Source organism: Pseudomonas sp. D47, assembly GCF_045447305.1.
GTDB lineage: Bacteria > Pseudomonadota > Gammaproteobacteria > Pseudomonadales > Pseudomonadaceae > Aquipseudomonas.
This window is the reverse complement of sequence record NZ_JBJGXU010000086.1, coordinates 1-17,889: the sequence shown is the minus strand read 5'-3', so window position 1 is coordinate 17,889 and position 17,889 is coordinate 1. Positions and strand designations below refer to the sequence as shown.

The 17,889-nt window shown below is 56.2% G+C and carries 10 protein-coding genes; 7 read left to right on the top strand and 3 right to left on the bottom strand.

The features are described from left to right. Positions 1-2,853: UvrD-helicase domain-containing protein (locus ACI77I_RS29605; protein WP_406999707.1), on the top strand; the 2,853-nt coding region annotated here is incomplete at its 5' end. Between the two features lie 459 nt (positions 2,854-3,312). Here the strand turns inward: ACI77I_RS29605 and ACI77I_RS29600 are convergent. Continuing rightward, on the bottom strand, positions 3,313-5,469 hold the full coding sequence (locus ACI77I_RS29600; protein WP_406999705.1) for an AAA family ATPase: 2,157 nt from the start codon (positions 5,467-5,469) through the stop codon (positions 3,313-3,315). A 72-nt stretch (positions 5,470-5,541) separates the two neighbouring features. Here ACI77I_RS29600 and tnpB point away from each other — a divergent pair, with 72 nt between their 5' ends. Further along, a complete protein-coding gene (gene tnpB, locus ACI77I_RS29595) occupies positions 5,542-5,691 on the top strand; it encodes an IS66 family insertion sequence element accessory protein TnpB (protein ID WP_406999709.1) in 150 nt (49 codons plus the stop codon). 745 nt (positions 5,692-6,436) lie between these two features. Here the strand turns inward: tnpB and ACI77I_RS29590 are convergent. Beyond that, positions 6,437-7,351: a LysR substrate-binding domain-containing protein gene (locus tag ACI77I_RS29590; protein ID WP_406999703.1), complete on the bottom strand. Its 915-nt coding sequence runs from the start codon at positions 7,349-7,351 to the stop codon at positions 6,437-6,439. Between the two features lie 268 nt (positions 7,352-7,619). On the opposite strand from ACI77I_RS29590, the gene ACI77I_RS29585 reads away from it, so the two are divergent. From ACI77I_RS29585 to pgm, 4 genes are all read left to right on the top strand, one after another. Further along, complete coding sequence (locus tag ACI77I_RS29585; protein WP_094953143.1) at positions 7,620-8,642, top strand: zinc-dependent alcohol dehydrogenase family protein; 1,023 nt, start codon at positions 7,620-7,622, stop codon at positions 8,640-8,642. A 717-nt stretch (positions 8,643-9,359) separates the two neighbouring features. Then, entirely contained in the window at positions 9,360-10,793 is a 1,434-nt protein-coding gene (locus tag ACI77I_RS29580) for a hypothetical protein (RefSeq protein WP_406999701.1), read from the top strand. Next, positions 10,790-12,196: a PLP-dependent aminotransferase family protein gene (locus ACI77I_RS29575; RefSeq protein WP_406999699.1), complete on the top strand. Its 1,407-nt coding sequence runs from the start codon at positions 10,790-10,792 to the stop codon at positions 12,194-12,196. Before ACI77I_RS29580 ends, ACI77I_RS29575 begins: the two co-directional genes overlap by 4 nt. Before the next feature lie 105 nt (positions 12,197-12,301). Next, complete coding sequence (pgm, locus tag ACI77I_RS29570) at positions 12,302-13,945, top strand: phosphoglucomutase (alpha-D-glucose-1,6-bisphosphate-dependent) (RefSeq protein ID WP_406999697.1); 1,644 nt, start codon at positions 12,302-12,304, stop codon at positions 13,943-13,945. Between the two features lie 516 nt (positions 13,946-14,461). On the opposite strand, the gene ACI77I_RS29565 is transcribed toward pgm, so the two are convergent. Then, positions 14,462-15,157: a pirin family protein gene (locus ACI77I_RS29565; protein WP_406980056.1), complete on the bottom strand. Its 696-nt coding sequence runs from the start codon at positions 15,155-15,157 to the stop codon at positions 14,462-14,464. 219 nt (positions 15,158-15,376) lie between these two features. Here ACI77I_RS29565 and ACI77I_RS29560 point away from each other — a divergent pair, with 219 nt between their 5' ends. After that, entirely contained in the window at positions 15,377-17,827 is a 2,451-nt protein-coding gene (locus ACI77I_RS29560) for a UvrD-helicase domain-containing protein (RefSeq protein ID WP_406999695.1), read from the top strand. Positions 17,828-17,889 lie beyond the last annotated feature (62 nt).

The following is a 17,889-nucleotide window of genomic DNA, read 5'->3' as shown; positions in this document are numbered from 1 at the left end:
GCTAATGCCGACGAGCGAATCAACACCGACGCCTTGATGGCTCTGACCAGCCTCACGTCCGAAGAAGTCACTGCGACACTGCGTCAGATGGAGAGCTTGGGGCTTTTAGTTAACGACTCTAAGCTGACCTTATACGTCCGGCATGGTGTCGTGTTCCCTTCCACTCAACGTCTGCAAGCCAGCTTACAGCTCGAGTCTGCCTTGTTCGACCTGCTGCAGGAACTGGCGCCTGAGGCCGAGAGTGGGGAATGGCAGGACCTGAACGTGCCACTGTTGACCTCGACGCTCAAAACAGCTTCTGGCAACAAGGGCCTGATACCGCTTCACGTGTTGCGACTGCTGCGCAGCCTGGCCCAAGATCACGATAGCGATAGCCAACAGCGCAGCACTTTCGAACTGCGCCAGATCACTCAGGATTTCCTCAAACTGCGCATCCGTGGCGGATACAACTGGAGAGCTATTCAAGGGCTGGGAGAGCGTCGACGTGCTTTGGCTGCCGTCGTCCTCAAGTTTTTGATTGGCAAATTACCGCCGGGTTCACGCAACAAAGACCTGTTGGTAGACACTACGTTCGGCGAACTTATGAGCCTGATTGATCTGGATCTTGAGCTGCGCACCAGAATCCCAGAGTCGCAGCGCTGCAAGGCCGTTGAGCACGTACTGCTGTACCTACATAAGCAAGAAGTGCTTACGCTGAACCACGGCATGACAGTCATGCGTCGGGCTATGACGATTGAAGTCGAGGGGGAAAAGCGCACCGGATTCCTGAAGGATGATTATCAGCGTCTTGATGAGCACTACCGAGAAAAACGTATTCAGGTTCACGTCATGCGCGAGTATGCCGAGGTTGGGCTTGGCTCGATGGGAGAGGCTCGGGATCTCGTTCAGCACTATTTCACACTAGCCAAACAGGAGTTCATTCGCCGCTACTTCGTAGATCGCGAGGAAGTACTTAAGCTAGCCACGAGTGAGGAATCTTGGCGTAGCATTGTCGAGAAGCTTAGTGCTGCCCAGCGGATTATCGTGTCCGATGATGATGATGTGAATCGCTTGATTCTGGCTGGGCCCGGCTCTGGAAAAACGCGTGTGATCGTGCATCGAATCGCTTACCTGTTGCGAGTTCGGCGTGTTCCGGCACGCTGTATCGTGGCTTTGACGTTCAACCGTCACGCAGCAAATGAGATCAAGCAGCGCCTGATCAAGCTGGTTGGCCCTGATGCCTTTGGGGTCAACGTGATGACGTATCATCGCATGGCGATGCGCCTGACGGGCACTCGCTTCGAGCGAGGTGAAACGCTTGAAGAAGGGCGATTAGCCCAGGTGATGGGAGAAGCTGTCGAGTTGCTTGAAGGCAAGCGCCAGGTAGAAGGGGAAGACGATCTGCGCGAGCAATTGATGCGAGGTTACCGCTACATCCTCGTTGATGAATACCAGGACATTGATGACCTACAGTATCGGCTCGTAAGTGCATTGGCCGGGCGTAAGTCTGAAGAAGAGGGGCGCTTGTGCATTTTGGCAGTCGGTGACGATGATCAGAATATCTACGCCTGGCGAGATACGAATAACCGCTATATAGAGCGCTTTCGCGAAGAGTACTCGGCTACAAAGAACTATCTGGTCGACAACTACCGTTCCAGCGGCTGCATCATTGATGCGGCTAACCGGGTTATTAGTCGTAATCCAGATCGCCTCAAAAAGGACCACCCGATTCAGATTGATACTGTTCGTCGCGTACTGCCGAGAGGCGGCGACTGGGAAGCCCTCGACATTGAGCGAGCGGGTCGCGTGCTTCGCCTCAGAATAGACGCTCAGGGCCACGCCCGGGCTAATCTGCAAGCCCAGGCAGCGATGGCAGAGTTGCAGCGCCTGCTCAGTTTGGACAGCGAGGATTGGCAAGGGTGTGCCGTGCTAGCCCGCACCCATCAAAACTTGCTGCCCCTTCAGGCCTGGTGTGAAGCTCACGGAGTTCCATATTGTTTGGCAGCCGACAAGGAAAGTGTCTTACCTCTCACCGCTCAACGTGGCTTCGTGCAGGCTGTTGAAATACTAAGAGAGATTACCGAACCGCTGAGTGCCTCCGAGACATGGACATATCTAGGTAAGAGGCAACTCGGGCCAGAATGGTACGACATATTGCTCGTCGCCTTTGATCAGCTAACAGCTGAGTTCGGACAATGTCCGCTAAGTGCTGAGAGCCTGCTCGATTGGCTCTATGACTATTTCCGGGAGCTGCGTCAGCAACCCAGAAAGGGCCTCTATCTGGGCACTGTCCACTCTGCCAAAGGCTTGGAGTTCCGCCACGTAGTCGTGCTTGACGGCGGCTGGTCCACGCAACCTGAAACGCTTAGCGATGAGCGTCGACTCTACTACGTGGGCATGACTCGCGCCGAGCAGACTTTAACCTTGTGTGAATACCCAGAAGGCAACCCTTTCTGCAGCCAACTTACGGAAGATGTCATGGGGCGATCCTTCCAAGGAGAATACCTTGCGGAGCTGGAGAAGCGTTACCTACAGCTCTCTTTGAAGGATATTGATCTTGATTATGCTGGGCGTCAGAACTCTACAGCATCAATACACAAGGTATTGGCAGCGCTTGAACCTGGCGACATGCTTTCGTTCAAAGCTCATGAAGATAGATATCTGATTCAGGACGCCAACGGTCATGTTATTGGCCGCACAGCAAAATCATTCAGCCTAGATCTTGAAATTGAGGAATGTGAAGTGGCAGCTGTTTTGGTTCGGCATTCTGATCGGTGTGAAGAGTCGTTTCGAGCTTATCATCGTTCACAAGAGTGGGAGCTAATTGTACCGAGAATCGCTGGCCGGGTCGTAATGAACGATACAATACTTTGAAGCTAATCTACCCCGAGCAGTAGTTTAGCTAATAGCGCTACTGTCGGGGCTATTTGCGTTGGTCTCTGGTTGGAACCAAGGCACCGAAATTGCGTTCCGTACTTACATTGCCCGACCGGAAATAGCTGCGGTGAAGCCGTCGTTTTGTAATGCTGGGTGTCTGCGCAGCACTGCATTATTCCTGCGCGGCCGATTGATGAGCCTGACCGGTGTACGGGTAAGCCAATCGTTACGCGGATTTCGTGCCGTGATAACGAGCCTATGTACATTTCTGGGTTGTTGGAGTACTGGGTTGACCCGGCAAGCGAGGAGGTATTCAGGATACTCTATGCTGACGGTTACTCCACACGTTATACTTCACGGATTCCGAGGCACACGACTCTTGCGACGAGAGGATTACGCGAATAGCCGATGAGACGGTGCATTCTTCACATTACGAATGCCCGTCCCATGTCGGATTTACTTAATCATAGCCTGGTAGTGCTCCGCGTACCCACACTCTTCAAAAATCAACCTCAGACCATCTTTGAATACATCATGATCAAATTCCTTTATGTCAAAAATATTTTGCCCCAAGGAATGTGACTCGCGGTTCATGTACCTGTAGAACGTCGTGAATTTATCAGTCGACAGAGCTGGATTTTGGAAGACGTTATTAAAATCCTTCTTTTGAACAAAGTTGAAGAAATATTCGATAATGTTCCGCATGCAGTTAGCAATCAGCGCAGGCGGTGAGGCCTGGTCCTTTATGATTGACCAATAGGACTGGTAGTCATTCTGGATTTCCTCATACTTCATTGGGACTACAGAGCTTCCGTTTGTATTTTTAAAAATTCTGAATAGCTGCTGTGTCTCCGCGCGTTTCTCTTTATTAGTGTGGGTCAACTCGTAGAAGAAATACAGGCTATGGGTGAGAACAAATACCTGCGCATAGAGTTTATCGTTAATGAAATATTTCTTGATCAGCTGTCCAATGTTGAACACGTAGAGGTGAGAAAGGCTGGAAATGGGATCGTCAATCACAACCACTTTCGACTGAGGTACCGCAGTGGCCGTATTCTGCCCTTTGCAAAGCTCCATGAAGTATAGAAAACTAATAACAGTTTTCTCACCCTCGCTCAGCGAGTGAAATGCATTCGCTTGATCGGTAGTCCTGGAAACCCGATAGAAATTTTCACCATACGGCACCACAGAAAATCCATCGATGCCAATCTCTACCAGCCCAGCGTTGATGTTCTCAATTGACTCTTCGATGTTGACCGTTTGCTTCCTGAGAGCAGCAAGCTTGCCGTAAGAGGCAGTGACATCAGTATTTATTTTGGTGCCTTCCTGGCTTATCTCGCTAGCCTCATCTTTGAGATCTGCAGCTGATTGAGAGTAGGCAGAAATCGTTTGATCGTAATCCCAGCGCATCAACGTCCAAAAGCGCGATCTTATGTCATCTCGAGTTTTCTGCTTGTTCGCCAGCTTGTTGTTATGTGTCTCAATCAGCTCATTCAGGCCGTCGATCAAATTGTTGATCACGTCGACGACGGACCGGGTATCGGTGAGGGCAACAGGCGTGCTCGGGCTTTTGATCTTGTTGCCAATGTGCAAAATATTTTCGCGAATTGACGCTTTCAAACCCTCACAGGCAATGCTCCAAGCTTCCACAAGCTCTTTGCTGGCAAGCGGGGAGTTTGAAATATCTTGTAGATTCAGGCTGGAGGTTAGCGTCTCGTAGCGAGTCTTGATTGACTCCAACTGCTTAATATCTTGCTCGTAGGCTTCGTCGAAGACTTGGCGGATGGAATAGATGAAATTTTTAGTGATCGTTCCTTGCTGACAGAAAGGGCAGGCTTGAGGATCCTTATCATCTGAAATGAACTGGAGCCCTTGCTTCACCCAGTCAGAATTGCAAGCTTTATTGATGAACTCTGCAACTGAACCTTCTTGGCTGCCTACAATGATTTTCGACCAGAGGGAATCCCCTTCAATGGTCAGCCAGCCAGCCGAAAGGGTGGGGATTTTCGTGAATGGAGCTGCACCCTCGCCTTCAATGGATGACGCCTCAGTCTTCAGGTCATCTACGGTGTAGCTGGGTGCATTTTCCGGCAGAGGTAGTCCAATAATATGCTGGAAAAGAAGTTCTGTTCTTTTGAGACTTTCCAGGCAAAACTCCAGAACGCGATCCCCTCCAGAGAAATTCGTCTTGACTTCCCAGAGTTTTCCGCTCGCTTTGGTCTTTGTCTGATCGAGTTTGCAGGCGTTTTCAGTGGCAAGTTTTGAATTCTCTTGCTGAGCGCTCAGATGCTTCTCCAGCTCTTTCGTTTCGGCTTCGATTTGCTGGAGTGCAAACTTGTTCTCTTTCGAGAGAGTGAAAATTCCTTTTAAATTGTCCTCCTCGTAAAAGTAGTCGTTAAGGAAGCTTTGGTTGTACACCAAAATTTCACACGGCTGACTGGTTTTCAAACTGCATTTAGTAAAACGAGGTTCGGTATTGTTGTACAAGAACTCGGAGATGGTGCTCTTACCTGCACCATTTAGCCCGTAGATGAGAGATGTCTTGTTGGTGGGCGAGAGAGTAGACCTGGATTTGTAACTGGCGACGCCATCTATATTCAATTCCGTGATCACAACCTGACTCCTGAGTGTTAAGTGGCTTTGCGCCATCTCTATTGGCGAGAAGGAGCATAGGCGAGTCAGGAGCTGCCTGCCACAACGACTTTAGGCTACTTCCTGAAATCCATCGCTGGCTTGGCTGCTCTGGTCTATTTTGATATCAAGGTTACGGTATTTGATCACTTGTTATTTGTCTTCTTGAACAAGTCGCGCAACTGCGTGAGGATCCTGTACTGAAAACGCAACGGCTTCTGCCTTTAGCTCAAACGCCTGGAATCCGAACGATTCGAAACCTCGCCTGATGCAAACGATGCAGCGATCATTCTGGCTTCCCAGATTGGCGTGGCATAGGCCTGGGCGACGTATTGGGTCATCCGATCCGCGAACTATCACCACTTGGCGCACACCTGTTGGAGTTTTTCGCCTGGCGGTGGAGTATGGCTTTCGGGGTTTTTCAGATCAGCATCTGAGGTTCGTATATACCGTCGAGTAACGCTCGCGCAGTTAGATATCGGTGCTCGGCACATGTACTGTGCCGGGGTTGGGAAAGTCCGACAGTTGTAAATTGAACAACTTGCAGTAGTACGCCAACAGCGAGCGTCCGTGATGGGCGCCTCGCCGGCTTTGTTGAACCGCGGCATGCGCATTGCGCCCATTTCGAAGGGGGGGAGTTCCCAGTAAGGGCGATAGCCCGAACTTGAGTGCCGATGTATGACGCCCGTCAACTAGGTGGGACAGCTCCAGCAAGAGCGGCCATGTGGATCGGCGCACTGTTCACGGGCGAAGGCGGCAGGGGAGAAGCAGCGTATGACTTACCAAGAAAGGGTGGCTGTTGGACCTTAGGCTGGGGGCATCCTTTTCAGACCATCCAAAGCATACACTTAAATATACCCTCGAATGTAGCAGCCCACTAGAAGTGAACAGATCTCCATGGTCTATGAAAAGGCGCAGATGGTCAGATGAATAGCCTACCCGACGAAACCTATAGACTCTCAGGGTCTCCAAAAAACATCTGAATCCGCGACCGCAGCCAGCGTTCGCCTGGGTCATTATCCTGCGACCCACGCCAGGCCATATGCAGTTCGAACGTACGCACTGGCAATGGCGGGTCCTCTGCGCGCAAACCGCCTGCTGAGGTCAGCGCCTCGGCCGCATAGTCCGGCACGGTCGCCAGAATATCGGTGCCGGCGAGCAAGGTGCCCAACCCGTTGAACTGCGGCACGGCGAGGACCACGTGCCGTTTGCGATCGAGCTTTTCCAGCTCTTCATCGATAAACCCGCTCAGGTCGCCGGAGAACGACACCAGCGCATGGGGGCGGGCGCAGAAGTCGTCCAGGCTCAGCGAGCCGGGCACGCTGTCGGCGCGCAGCAGTTTCGGTAAGCTGCGGCGCAGTACTTTGCGTTTGGCGTTGGCTGGCAGGTCGGCGGTGTAGCTGACGCCGATGGAAATCTCGCCAGAAGCCAAGAGGCCCGGCATCAGGATGTAGTTAACGCGGCGTACCACCAGCACGATGCCTGGGGCTTCGGCGCGCAGGCGCTTGAGCAGTTGGGGGAGCAGGGCGAATTCGACGTCGTCGGACAAACCGATACGGAACACGGCCGTACTGGTGGCCGGGTCGAATTCGGCGGCGCGGCTCACGGCGGTGGAAATCGAGTCCAGCGCGGGAGAGAGCAGGGCGAAGATTTCCACGGCGCGGGCCGAGGGTTCCATGCTGCGCCCGGTACGTACAAACAGCGGGTCATCGAACAGACCACGCAGGCGCGACAAGGCCGCGCTGATGGCCGGCTGACCGAGAAACAGTTTCTCGGCGGCACGGGTCACGCTGCGCTCATGCATCAAGGTTTCGAATACGATCAAGAGGTTAAGGTCGACACGACGCAGGTCGTTACGGTTCATCTTGTGTCCTGGAAGAGTCAGCTTACTTGACGAGAGCGGCCACCTACAGAGCCCTTGGGTTCCATGTAGACGCATGACCGGCATGAATCTTACGGGGAAAGGCTGGTACTCTGCACAAGATAATTGAGTTTTCCTACGATAGCTGAGGTCAATACCTCAGTTGCGGAATCAATGACAAGCATGTCGACTATTAACGGCGACCGGTGGCCTTACCTGGAAAGCCCAGATAGAGTTCATGGCATTAGAGGTTACTTTGACGAGGTTTGCGATGTCCCGCACGATTCGTTTTCACAAGTTTGGTCCGGCCGAGGTGCTCAAGTGCGAAGAGCATGTAGCCGCGCAGCCCGCACCGGGCGAAGTGCAGGTGCGTGTCGAGGCGATTGGCATCAGCTGGTATGACATTCTATGGCGCCAGAACCTGGCGTCTTCCCATGCACGTCTGCCGTCCGGCCTTGGCCACGAGATGGCCGGGGTGGTTGTAGCCCTCGGCGACGGCGTGGATGACTTGGCAGTGGGCGATAAAGTGGCCAGTTTTCCGGCCGAGAGCCCCAATGATTATCCGGTGTATGGCGAACAGATCGTCCTGCCCCGTTCAGCCTTGACCCGCTATCCGGACGTCTTGAGCCCGATTGAAGCCAGCGTGCACTACACGCCGCTGCTGATTGCCTACTTTGCCTACGTGGACTTGGCGCGGGTCAAACCCGGCCAATTCGCGTTGGTCACCGACGCGAGTCACTGCTCTGGCCCCTCGTTCGTGCAACTGGGCAAAGCCCTGGGCGTGCGGGTGATTGCCGCGACCAAAGACAGTGCTGAGCGTGAGTACCTGCTGTCCCTGGGCGCGGAAAAGGTGATCGTCACTGAAGAACAGGATTTGCTTATGCAGATCAACAAGTTCACCGATAACCGCGGCGTAGACGTGGTGTTCGATGGCTTGGGCGGCCCGCAAATGTCGCTGCTCGGTGATGTACTGGCACCGCGTGGCAGCCTGGTGCTTTATGGCCTGCAAGGTGGCAACCAGACGCCATTCCCGGCCTGCGCCGCCTTCCAGAAGAACATTCAGTTCTTTGTACACTGCATCGGCAACTTCACCGGCAAGCCGGAGCTGGGCATCATTCAAGACCAGGTTGCGTTGCAGCGTGCCTTGCGTGATATCAACCAACTGACGGCTGATCGCGTGCTGGTGCCGCTTAAAACCACGGTGTTTGCGTTCAACCAGTTCGTGGAAGCGCACCGTTATATGGACGAATGCCCGTGCCGCGAGCGAGTTGCATTGCAGGTTGAAGCTGTTTGAGGTGTAGGAATATTCGCAAAGGAGTATTCCAAACCCCGTGTGTATGGGGCAAATGCGCCATTTGACAGGGCTTAACTCGCACACTGTTTGAAGCGTGCCAATGCCGTTTGGTCCTGTAAACGATACCTTTCCCCCTGACGCCGCCCTGAAATTCAGCGCGGCGTTGTTGTGTCTGCGTTATCGGTGTATCGCTTGATTATTATCTGAACTGGTTTTCTGCCAAGTTCTGTATCTGTTAATCATAATTTCAGTCCTGATAATTGAGTCTTCACTTTCAACTCAAGGACTGAGTAATGATTGATTTGCTGATACAGCTGCAGGCACTTCCTCTAACTAATAGTTCAGTGCCTGCGCGTGCACGCGCAGGCGGGTACTTTCAAGGCGGATTTCAAGCGGTACACAAACGAGGATTAAAGTTTGGCGAGTTATATTTGTCGGATGAGTCTTTTAATACAGGGTGAGGGTGGCGTAGGAGGCTGTCGGAAGATTCCTAGGATCTCTGCCGTAAACGGCCTAGATGCTTGACGATAAGGCCATCGGGAGCAATGGATGCCCCATGGGGAGTCGAGTAACCAGCCTATGTCGATTTGTTGCGGGGTGCTAGTGTTTATACATCGCGAGCATTCGCCGCGGGCGACATTCTCACAGACGCAATAAGTCGAACAACTACGTTCTGTCGTTATTCGAAACTGATATTTCAACTCAGGTAGTACAGCTATGAGCGCTATTCACGACCAGGCTATGAATTATGTTTATCAACAAGTTCAGCAGCGTTTGATTGGGTACTTTACCCGCGCAGAACGCACAGCACTTCAATTATTGATCCAGCGTATTGTCGTGGCCGCAGGGGGCATGGAGCAGATAGGGGATTATAAGGTGTTGGTAGCCCATGGCGGCGGGGAGGTCAGCAGCTACACCCTGGCCATGCTGCGCGCCGCACAATTGAGTATTGCCGGGCGCGCGCCGAGGACGTTCCAGCTGCGGGTTGCCACGTTGCGCCACACCGGCATGACCCAAGACACCCTCGATACGATCCATCGCGGTTACAGCCGTTTGTTTTTCCACGATGACGAACGGGTTGAGCTGCTGATGGTGGAAAACCAACAGGTGCTGCCCTTTAACTACCAGCGCCCGTTGTCCAGCGTCGGCTGTGAAACCAGCCAGCGCAATAGGTTGATGATAGGGCATCTGACCTCCGGCGATATCTGCGCAACACTGTGCAATGACACCTACTTGGCCCTGGGGGATTTCTATCAGCGTGTCACCGCGTGGAACGGCGGGGTGCATGCCGTGGCCAGCGGCGATTCCGCGCGCAAACAGAGCCAGCTCCTCGCCTGGCTGAAAAAGACTGCCCAGGCCGCAGGCGCTACGCTGCCGACCGACAAGCCGGCATCGCTCAACGGGCTGTTCGCGCGGATGGACGAATGGAGCGAAGGCTTCTACCGTGACCTGTTCGGCGAGCACTGTGTGCCCAAGGCTAACGCCAGCCCCGGTGGGCATCGCAACCTGGCCTCCATCGGCATTGCCGACCTGCTTGAGGGCGTTGACAGCACGTGCGCGCCTTTGCTTACCGAGTTCATGGCCTATAACCCGGACCCGCTGGGCTTTCATTTCAGCCACCCTACGGTTGCCAACCCGTTGCTGATGGCGCACCTGCGCGGCCTGCAAGCGGAATGCCTGCGGGAGCTGGATTACGAAGAGGGTGTCGAAGGGTTCTTTCTACAGGCCGCGCAGTACCTGCGTGATCGTCAGATTCCCGATACGCTGATAACCCAAGCCATGAGCCGCGAAGGACGCGTGCTGGCGACCCAATGTGCCGAACAGTTCTTCGGCCTGGAAGAGGGCCAACTGATCTGTCTGTTGTTTTCGCCCTTCATCCATCATGGCGAACGGCTGGAAGGCTATTTGCGCCAGTGCCATCCGGGCATGCTGGTGGCCTTGCCTGAACTGCACAAGGTGTTGCAGGGCAAGCCTGCCGCCGAGATGTTGCAGCAGTGGCTCGCCGACACCAGCGGGGTACCGCTACCGTTGCTCCAGCACCTGTACCGCAAACGGCCGACGACGCTGGTTCCCGGCGCAACTGCACGCAGCCCACGTCATGAACGGCCTATGGCTGACGGCGAACTGGCCTTCCAGCTGTCCGGGCGATGACGCTGCGTGGTGAGCGGCAGGCGGACTTCGCCTATCAGGCGGTCTATCGCTACATGATCAACCTGATCAACGAGGTCAGTACCGACTCCCGCGTGAAACTGCCGTCGCTGCGCCAGTTGTCCCAGCGCCTGAATGTCTCGATTTCCACCATTCAGTATGCGTACTCACTGCTGGAGAAAGAGGGCCGGGTGTATTCGGTGGCCAAGTCAGGCTATTACGCCTGGCCCCTCGCCGGCAGCCCTTCGACGTTGCCAAGTGGGGATTTGCTCGAGCGCCTCTACGTGGCCGCGCGGCGCCCTGGGATGGTGGTGCTCAGTAGCGATGAGCCTACGTTGCTGGTCTCCCTGGACGCGACGTTGCTACGGCTGGAGCGCGAGCTTGTGCGCCAGTACCCGCGCCACTTGCAGGCCTGGTCCCAGCCTTGCGGGGTGTGGGAGCTGCGAGCGGCATTGGCGGCGCGCTACACCTCGTCGCCCACTCGCTGCTGGCATGCCGATGACGTGTATATCGGCGCCGACCTGCGTGGCGTGTTGGAGATTCTCATCGAAGTGCTGGACCTGCCGGGCTCCACGGTGATTGTGGAGTCGCCCTGTGACTGGCTGATTCTGCGCCTGCTGCAAGATGCCGGTGTGCGCATCATTGAGTTGCCTTGGGCGGTGGATGGCAGCCTGGACCTGGCGGCGCTCGAAGGGATGTTACGCGGGGAGACAGTGCAACTGGTGTTGCTGTCATCAGCGGTCAGCCTGCCGTCGGGGGTTGCCATGCAGCCACGCGAGCGCCTGGACGTGGCGCAACTGCTTGATCATTACGGTTGCTGGCTGCTGGAAAACGACACCTATGGTGAGCTGAGTTTCAAGTCACCGCCTGTTGCCCTGCGCGATTTGGTCAACCCTGAGCGGCTGGTGGTGTTTTCCTCCTTCGAAAAAATACTCGGGCCAGAGGCGCCTTACGGTTATGTGCTGACCCGGCAGATGAGCAGCGAATTACAACGTCAGTTCCTGTTGCGCTCGTTCCGGCTGTCCTCGATTCGCCAGCGCGCCATTGCACGCGTCTATCACAGCGGGCGAATCGACCTGCACCTGCGCAGCTTGCGCCAGCTGCTGCGTGAGCAGGCCTTGGACATGAGCCAGCAGCTGGACCAGCAGTTGGGTGAACACGTGACCTACCGGATGCCGGCGGGTGGTGCGACCTTCTGGCTAGGCTCCACCCGTGCGGTGGACATGCGCGAGGTATTCCAGCAAATGCTGGCACAGCAGGTGGTCGTGGCGCCTGGGGAACTGTTCAGCGTCGGCGGCCTGCACCACCAACATGTGCGCTTGAGCCATACCTTCCACGGGCAGCCCAGCCTGGAAGTTGTGCTGGCGGCACTGGGCGAGGCACTGCGGCAGGCTCAAATCGATTAGCGAATGAAATTTCTCTTGTGAGCGTAGGATCGATAGCGTCGCGCAGTAGTCCAACTCCCAGTAAACTGTCGTTTTTCTCAAAATCCTTCTTTTCGAGGTTTATGCATGACAATCAGTCCTTTTGCGGGCAAACCGGCGCCAGCTCAGTTGCTGGTGGATATCCCGCGACTGGTCACGGCCTATTACACCGGCCAGCCTGATGCAGCGATCTCCGCCCAGCGCGTGGCCTTTGGTACGTCTGGGCACCGTGGCAGCTCGTTCGAGCTGAGCTTCAACGAATGGCACGTGCTTGCCATCAGCCAGGCCATCTGCCTGTACCGTGAAGCCCAAGGCATCAATGGGCCTTTGTTTGTCGGCCTGGACACCCACGCGCTGTCGACACCGGCCGGGGCCAGTGCCCTAGAAGTGCTGGCCGCCAATGGCGTGCACGTGATGCTGGCCGAAGGCGATGAATACACCCCAACCCCGGCGATTTCCCACGCCATCATCTGCTACAACCGTGGCCGCACCAGTGGCTTGGCCGACGGCATCGTCATTACGCCGTCGCACAACCCGCCACAAAGCGGCGGCTACAAGTACAACCCACCTAACGGCGGCCCGGCTGATACCCACGTCACCAAGTGGATCGAGGCCAAGGCCAACGAACTGCTGGCTAACAAACTCGCCGGGGTCAAGCGCATCACCCATGCCCAGGCGCTCAAGGCCGATACTACCCATCGCCATGACTACCTCAACAGTTACGTGGCCGACCTGGTCAATGTGATCGACATGGACGCCATCCGCAGCGCCGACCTGCGCCTGGGCGTGGACCCGTTGGGCGGAGCAGGGGTGCGCTACTGGTCGGCGATTGCCGAGCACTACCGTTTGAACCTGGATGTGGTGAACACCGAAGTCGACTCCACCTTCCGCTTCATGAGCGTCGACTGGGACGGGCAGATCCGTATGGACCCGTCTTCCAGCTATGCGATGCAAGGCTTGATCGGCCTCAAGGAGCGTTTCGACGTGGCCTTTGCCTGCGACCCGGACCACGACCGCCACGGCATCGTCACCCCGTCCGGCGGCCTGTTGGCGCCGAACAACTACCTGGCGGTGTCCATCGACTACCTGTTTCAGAACCGTCCCGACTGGCGCACTGATGCGGCCGTGGGCAAGACCGTGGTCAGCAGTGGCTTGATTGACCGTGTTGCTGCGCGTATTGGCCGTCGTTTGTACGAAGTGCCGGTGGGCTTCAAGTGGTTTGCCGATGGTCTGTTCGACGGTTCGCTGGGGTTTGGCGGGGAAGAGAGCGCTGGGGCTTCGTTCCTGCGCAAGGACGGAACTGTGTGGAGCACCGATAAGGACGGCTTGATCCCGGCCTTGCTGGCAGCGGAAATGACTTCGCGTAAAGGTCAGGACCCAAGCCAGATCTACCGTGGGCTGACTGACGCTTTGGGCGAGCCGTTCGCGATTCGTGTCGACGCCAAGGCGACTCCGGCGCAGAAAGCCTTGCTGGGCAAGCTGTCGCCTGAGCAAGTGACGTCGACGCAGTTGGCTGGGGAGAGCATCCAGCAGATCCTCAGCCATGCGCCGGGCAATAACCAGGCGATTGGCGGCTTGAAAGTGATGACCGAAAACGGGTGGTTCGCTGCGCGGCCATCGGGGACTGAGGACATCTACAAGATCTATGCCGAGAGCTTTATTGGTGAAGATCACCTTAAGCAGTTGGTGGAAGAGGCGCAGGTGTTGGTGGACGGGGCCATTTCCGAGTAACTGACACCCAGCTGTAAATGTGGGAGCGGGCAAGTCGCACCGCTGCGATGCAGGCACCTCGGTGTATCAGGTACACCGAGTTGGTGCCATCGCAGGCAAGCCAGCTCCCACATTTGATTGAGTTTCAGCCTCTAAGATCAGGTCGGCTGTCAGGCCGCCTCGACTTGCTTTTGATCTAACCACTCAGGTCGGCTACTAGGCCGCCGTGCTTTTGATCTTGATCTTAGGCGCCCCGTTAAACCACGCTGGCCGAACGCAGGCTTTGGAGCGTGGGTAAACCGGCAGGACGCCGGTTTAGCCGCGATGGGCCAAGGATGGCCCATGGCGGCGGCCCACGGTCCAAAGCCTGCGTGAGGGCACACCGAGCCTAGGCGAGGTGCCGAGTGGTGGGGCAAGAGCCCTTTTGGTTACTTTTGGGGCTCTTTTCCAAAAGTGACCCGCTGTAAGAGCGGAACCCATATCAGCCATCACCCAAATAACGGATATGCCCCCAGCGCCCCAGCACCAGACCGAAGATCAAGCCAAATCGACCAACACGATCTCACTGTCCTCAATCGCCGTCACCCGCAACACCTGCTCATCCTCAACCGCCACACCATCCCGAGCCTGTGCACGCAAGCCATTAACTTCAATCACCCCCGTCGCCGGCACCAGATACGCGCGGCGCCCACTGTCCAGGTGATATTCAGCACTTTCCCCCGCTTTCAGGTTGGCCGCCACCAAGCGCGCATCGGCACGAATACGCAGGCTTTCGCTGTCACCCGCTTTGCCGCTGGCCAAGGTCACAAAACCCTCGCGGTCACCTTTGGGAAAAGGTTTGGCACCCCAGGAAGGCGGCAAGCCGGCTTCATTCGGAATGATCCAGATCTGGAAGATCTTGGTCGGCGTGGCCTCAAGGTTGTATTCGCTGTGGGCAATCCCAGTGCCTGCACTCATCACCTGCACGTCGCCGGCCTCAGTGCGGCCTTTGTTGCCCAGGTTATCGGCATGGCTGATGGCACCTTCACGCACATAAGTGATGATCTCCATGTCGCGGTGCGGGTGCTGTGGGAAGCCAGTGCCGGGCGCAATGATGTCGTCGTTCCATACCCGCAGGTTGCCCCAGTGCATGCGCTTGGGGTCGTGGTATTCGGCGAATGAAAAGTGGTGATGGGCGTCAAGCCAGCCATGATGGGCGCCGCCGAGGGTGTTGAAAGGTCGAAGTTCGAGCATGAGGGTCTCCTGTTGATGGTGCCCATGATCCAGCAGAGCATGATCGATAAAAAGCGTAAAAAATGCCTGATTCCAATCCATTAATTCGATGGGTTGCTGGCGTTTTGACTTTCACTTCATCGCCTAACTGCATGACGTCAAAGCAATTGGCTGGAACTGAGCGCCGATTCCGGCGACCATGGCACCTTCGCCAAAACCAACCTCATCGCTGGAGTCCGCGTGCCGCAACAAACGCCTGATCTGCCCCCCGAACTTCGTCCATTAGCCGAGATGCCTCTGCTGAAACGGCTCGCTGCGCGTCTTTTCGGGCATGGCCTGACGCGTTTACGTGCCCAGCATCGGTTTTCCTGGCTGCACGGCCAGGCCGACGGTTTTCGCAGCGGGCACGAGGCCGGTGTGGAATATGGCTATCGCGAGGGCAAGGCCGACGGTATCGAGGAAGGTCGGCAGGTGTTGCTGATCCGCGACTTTCGCCCCGATGAACACCGAGCGCCGGGCGTGGATGACAGCCTGTTCGACGACTGGCGGCTGCCGCTCACCACAGACGTGAAGAAGCGCATGAAGGCCGACGTGGCGCGCTTGCTGCCGGCGCATGCGCAGCCGAGTGCGGCGCAATGGAAGATGATCTTCAGTGACACGCCCTCGACCTCGGTGATTGCGGGGGCGGGTGCCGGTAAATCCACCTCGCTGGTCCTGCGTATCCTGCTGCTCACCCATTACCTAGGCTTTGAACTGAGCTCGATGACCGTGGTGACCTTCACCCGCGAGTCGCGTAAGGACTTCATCAACAAGCTCATGGAGATTCTCAGCCTGTGGGGCCAACCCCTTGGCGTTAAAGAGGCTCAGGCCGTGGTGCGGACCTTTCACTCGCGCATTTTGCCGATGGTACGCAGCTTGCCGGGCTTTGAACGCCTGCAAGCCTTTGAAAACCTCAGCAGTGGCTTCGAAGACGCCGACAGCAACCCCTTCGACCTGCGCATCAGCGACGCCCAGCGCCAACAAATGAATGCCTGCTACCACCGGCTGCATGGCCAACACGCGCGCTTTCGTGAGCTGATTACGCCGTTGGCGCGCCAGGGCCTGCAGCTCAGGGAGCTCGAGCGTGACCACCCGGATGTGCAAAAGCGCGTAGCCGTGACCGAACTGGCGGCCAAGCGCGATGAAGAACTCTGCGATGTGATCGAAGACCTGTGGTTTCGCGCCGGTGCCTGGCCGATCAAGGGTATCGAACCAAGCCGGCAGACCTTCGAAATCAATGGCGCGCAATTTCATTGTCACGGTTACATACCGGAGCTGGATGCCTGGGTGGTGCTGGGCTTCGATTCGCGAGAGAACCCCCAGATGAGCCGACCCAATTCGAAGCTGTCGGTACGTGCAGAATGGGCGGTAAAGCGCACATTGTTTCAAGCTTTCTGTCGTAAGCCATTGATATGGATAGATAGTTACGAATCTTCAAAGCGTCTTTTAAGCAGTCTGGCTGGCGACGCCAGCGCCGGGCCTGGCTTTGACTACAAGGTCAAAGGCGAGCTGGCCTCGGCACCGCTGCTGGACAGTTTTGTCATGGCGGCCGGCTTTATCGAGAACCTCGGGCTGGACGTACCCACCGCCGTCGGCCAGATGAGCTTCGCCAAGGACGACCCGGACCGGTTCTTCTTTGAAGCCCTGAGCATTTTCTGGAAAGCCCTGGAAGACCATCTGCTCGATCAGGTGCCGCCGGTGATGACCTACAACCGCATGTTCTCGCTGTTCGGCGAGAACACCCCGGAAAACCTCAAGCTGCTCAGCGATCCACTGCTGCGGCCGATGTCGCACCTGATGATCGACGAGTTCCAGGACGTATCGCCGCAGATCGTCTCGTGGATTCGCGCCAGCCTGCGCGAAATTCGCAGCCGTGGCCCGGCGATGCACGTGGGCCGGGGCGCGCAACGCTCATCACTGCTGTGTGTGGGCGATGACTGGCAGTCGATTTATGGCTGGCGCGGCAGTTCGCCCAAGTACTTTATGGCGTTCAACCAGGAATTCCCGTCACCCAGCACCACCCGTGTGATGCTGAGCGAGAACTACCGCAGCCACCAGCACGTCATTGATGCCGCCGAGCATATCGTGCGCGCCGCACCGGCAATCCCCGGCAAAAAGGCCAAGGCCAGTGGTGAACCCAAGGCGTTAGTGCCGGTAACGGTATTGGAAAGGGACGATGCTGCGTTAGGCCGGCAGTTGCTGGAGCATTACCAAAAGGGCGAATCGGTATTAATGCTGTATCGAAAAAGCAGCGATAAGTTATTGATTCAAGAGCATATTCAGTCTGTAGTTAATGTTGATTCTAGCTTGCCGCCCGCGGTGCGCCGATTGAAACAACTGACCTATCACAGCGCCAAAGGCCTGCAAGCGGACGCAGTATTTTTGCTTGGGGATTGCCAGCATGTGACCAGTTCGCCTTACAAGAACCAGGTCTACCGCATGGCGGGCCTGGGCAAGGACGGTGACAGCGAGCCGTATGACACTGCACAAAAAGACGAAGTGCTGCGCCTGGCTTATGTCGGCATTACCCGGGCGGCGAGCCATTGCTATTGGTATGTGGAAAAGCCGGAAGGCCAGGGCGTGAATGTGCCCAGGGCTTCGGAGCGAGTAGATGGGAAGAAAGCGTTTTTCAACGATCAGCGCGGTCAGTGAGTGAAAGCAATTTCAATGTGAGAGTTGGCTTCTGTGGGAGCCGGGCTTGCCCGCGGTGGCCA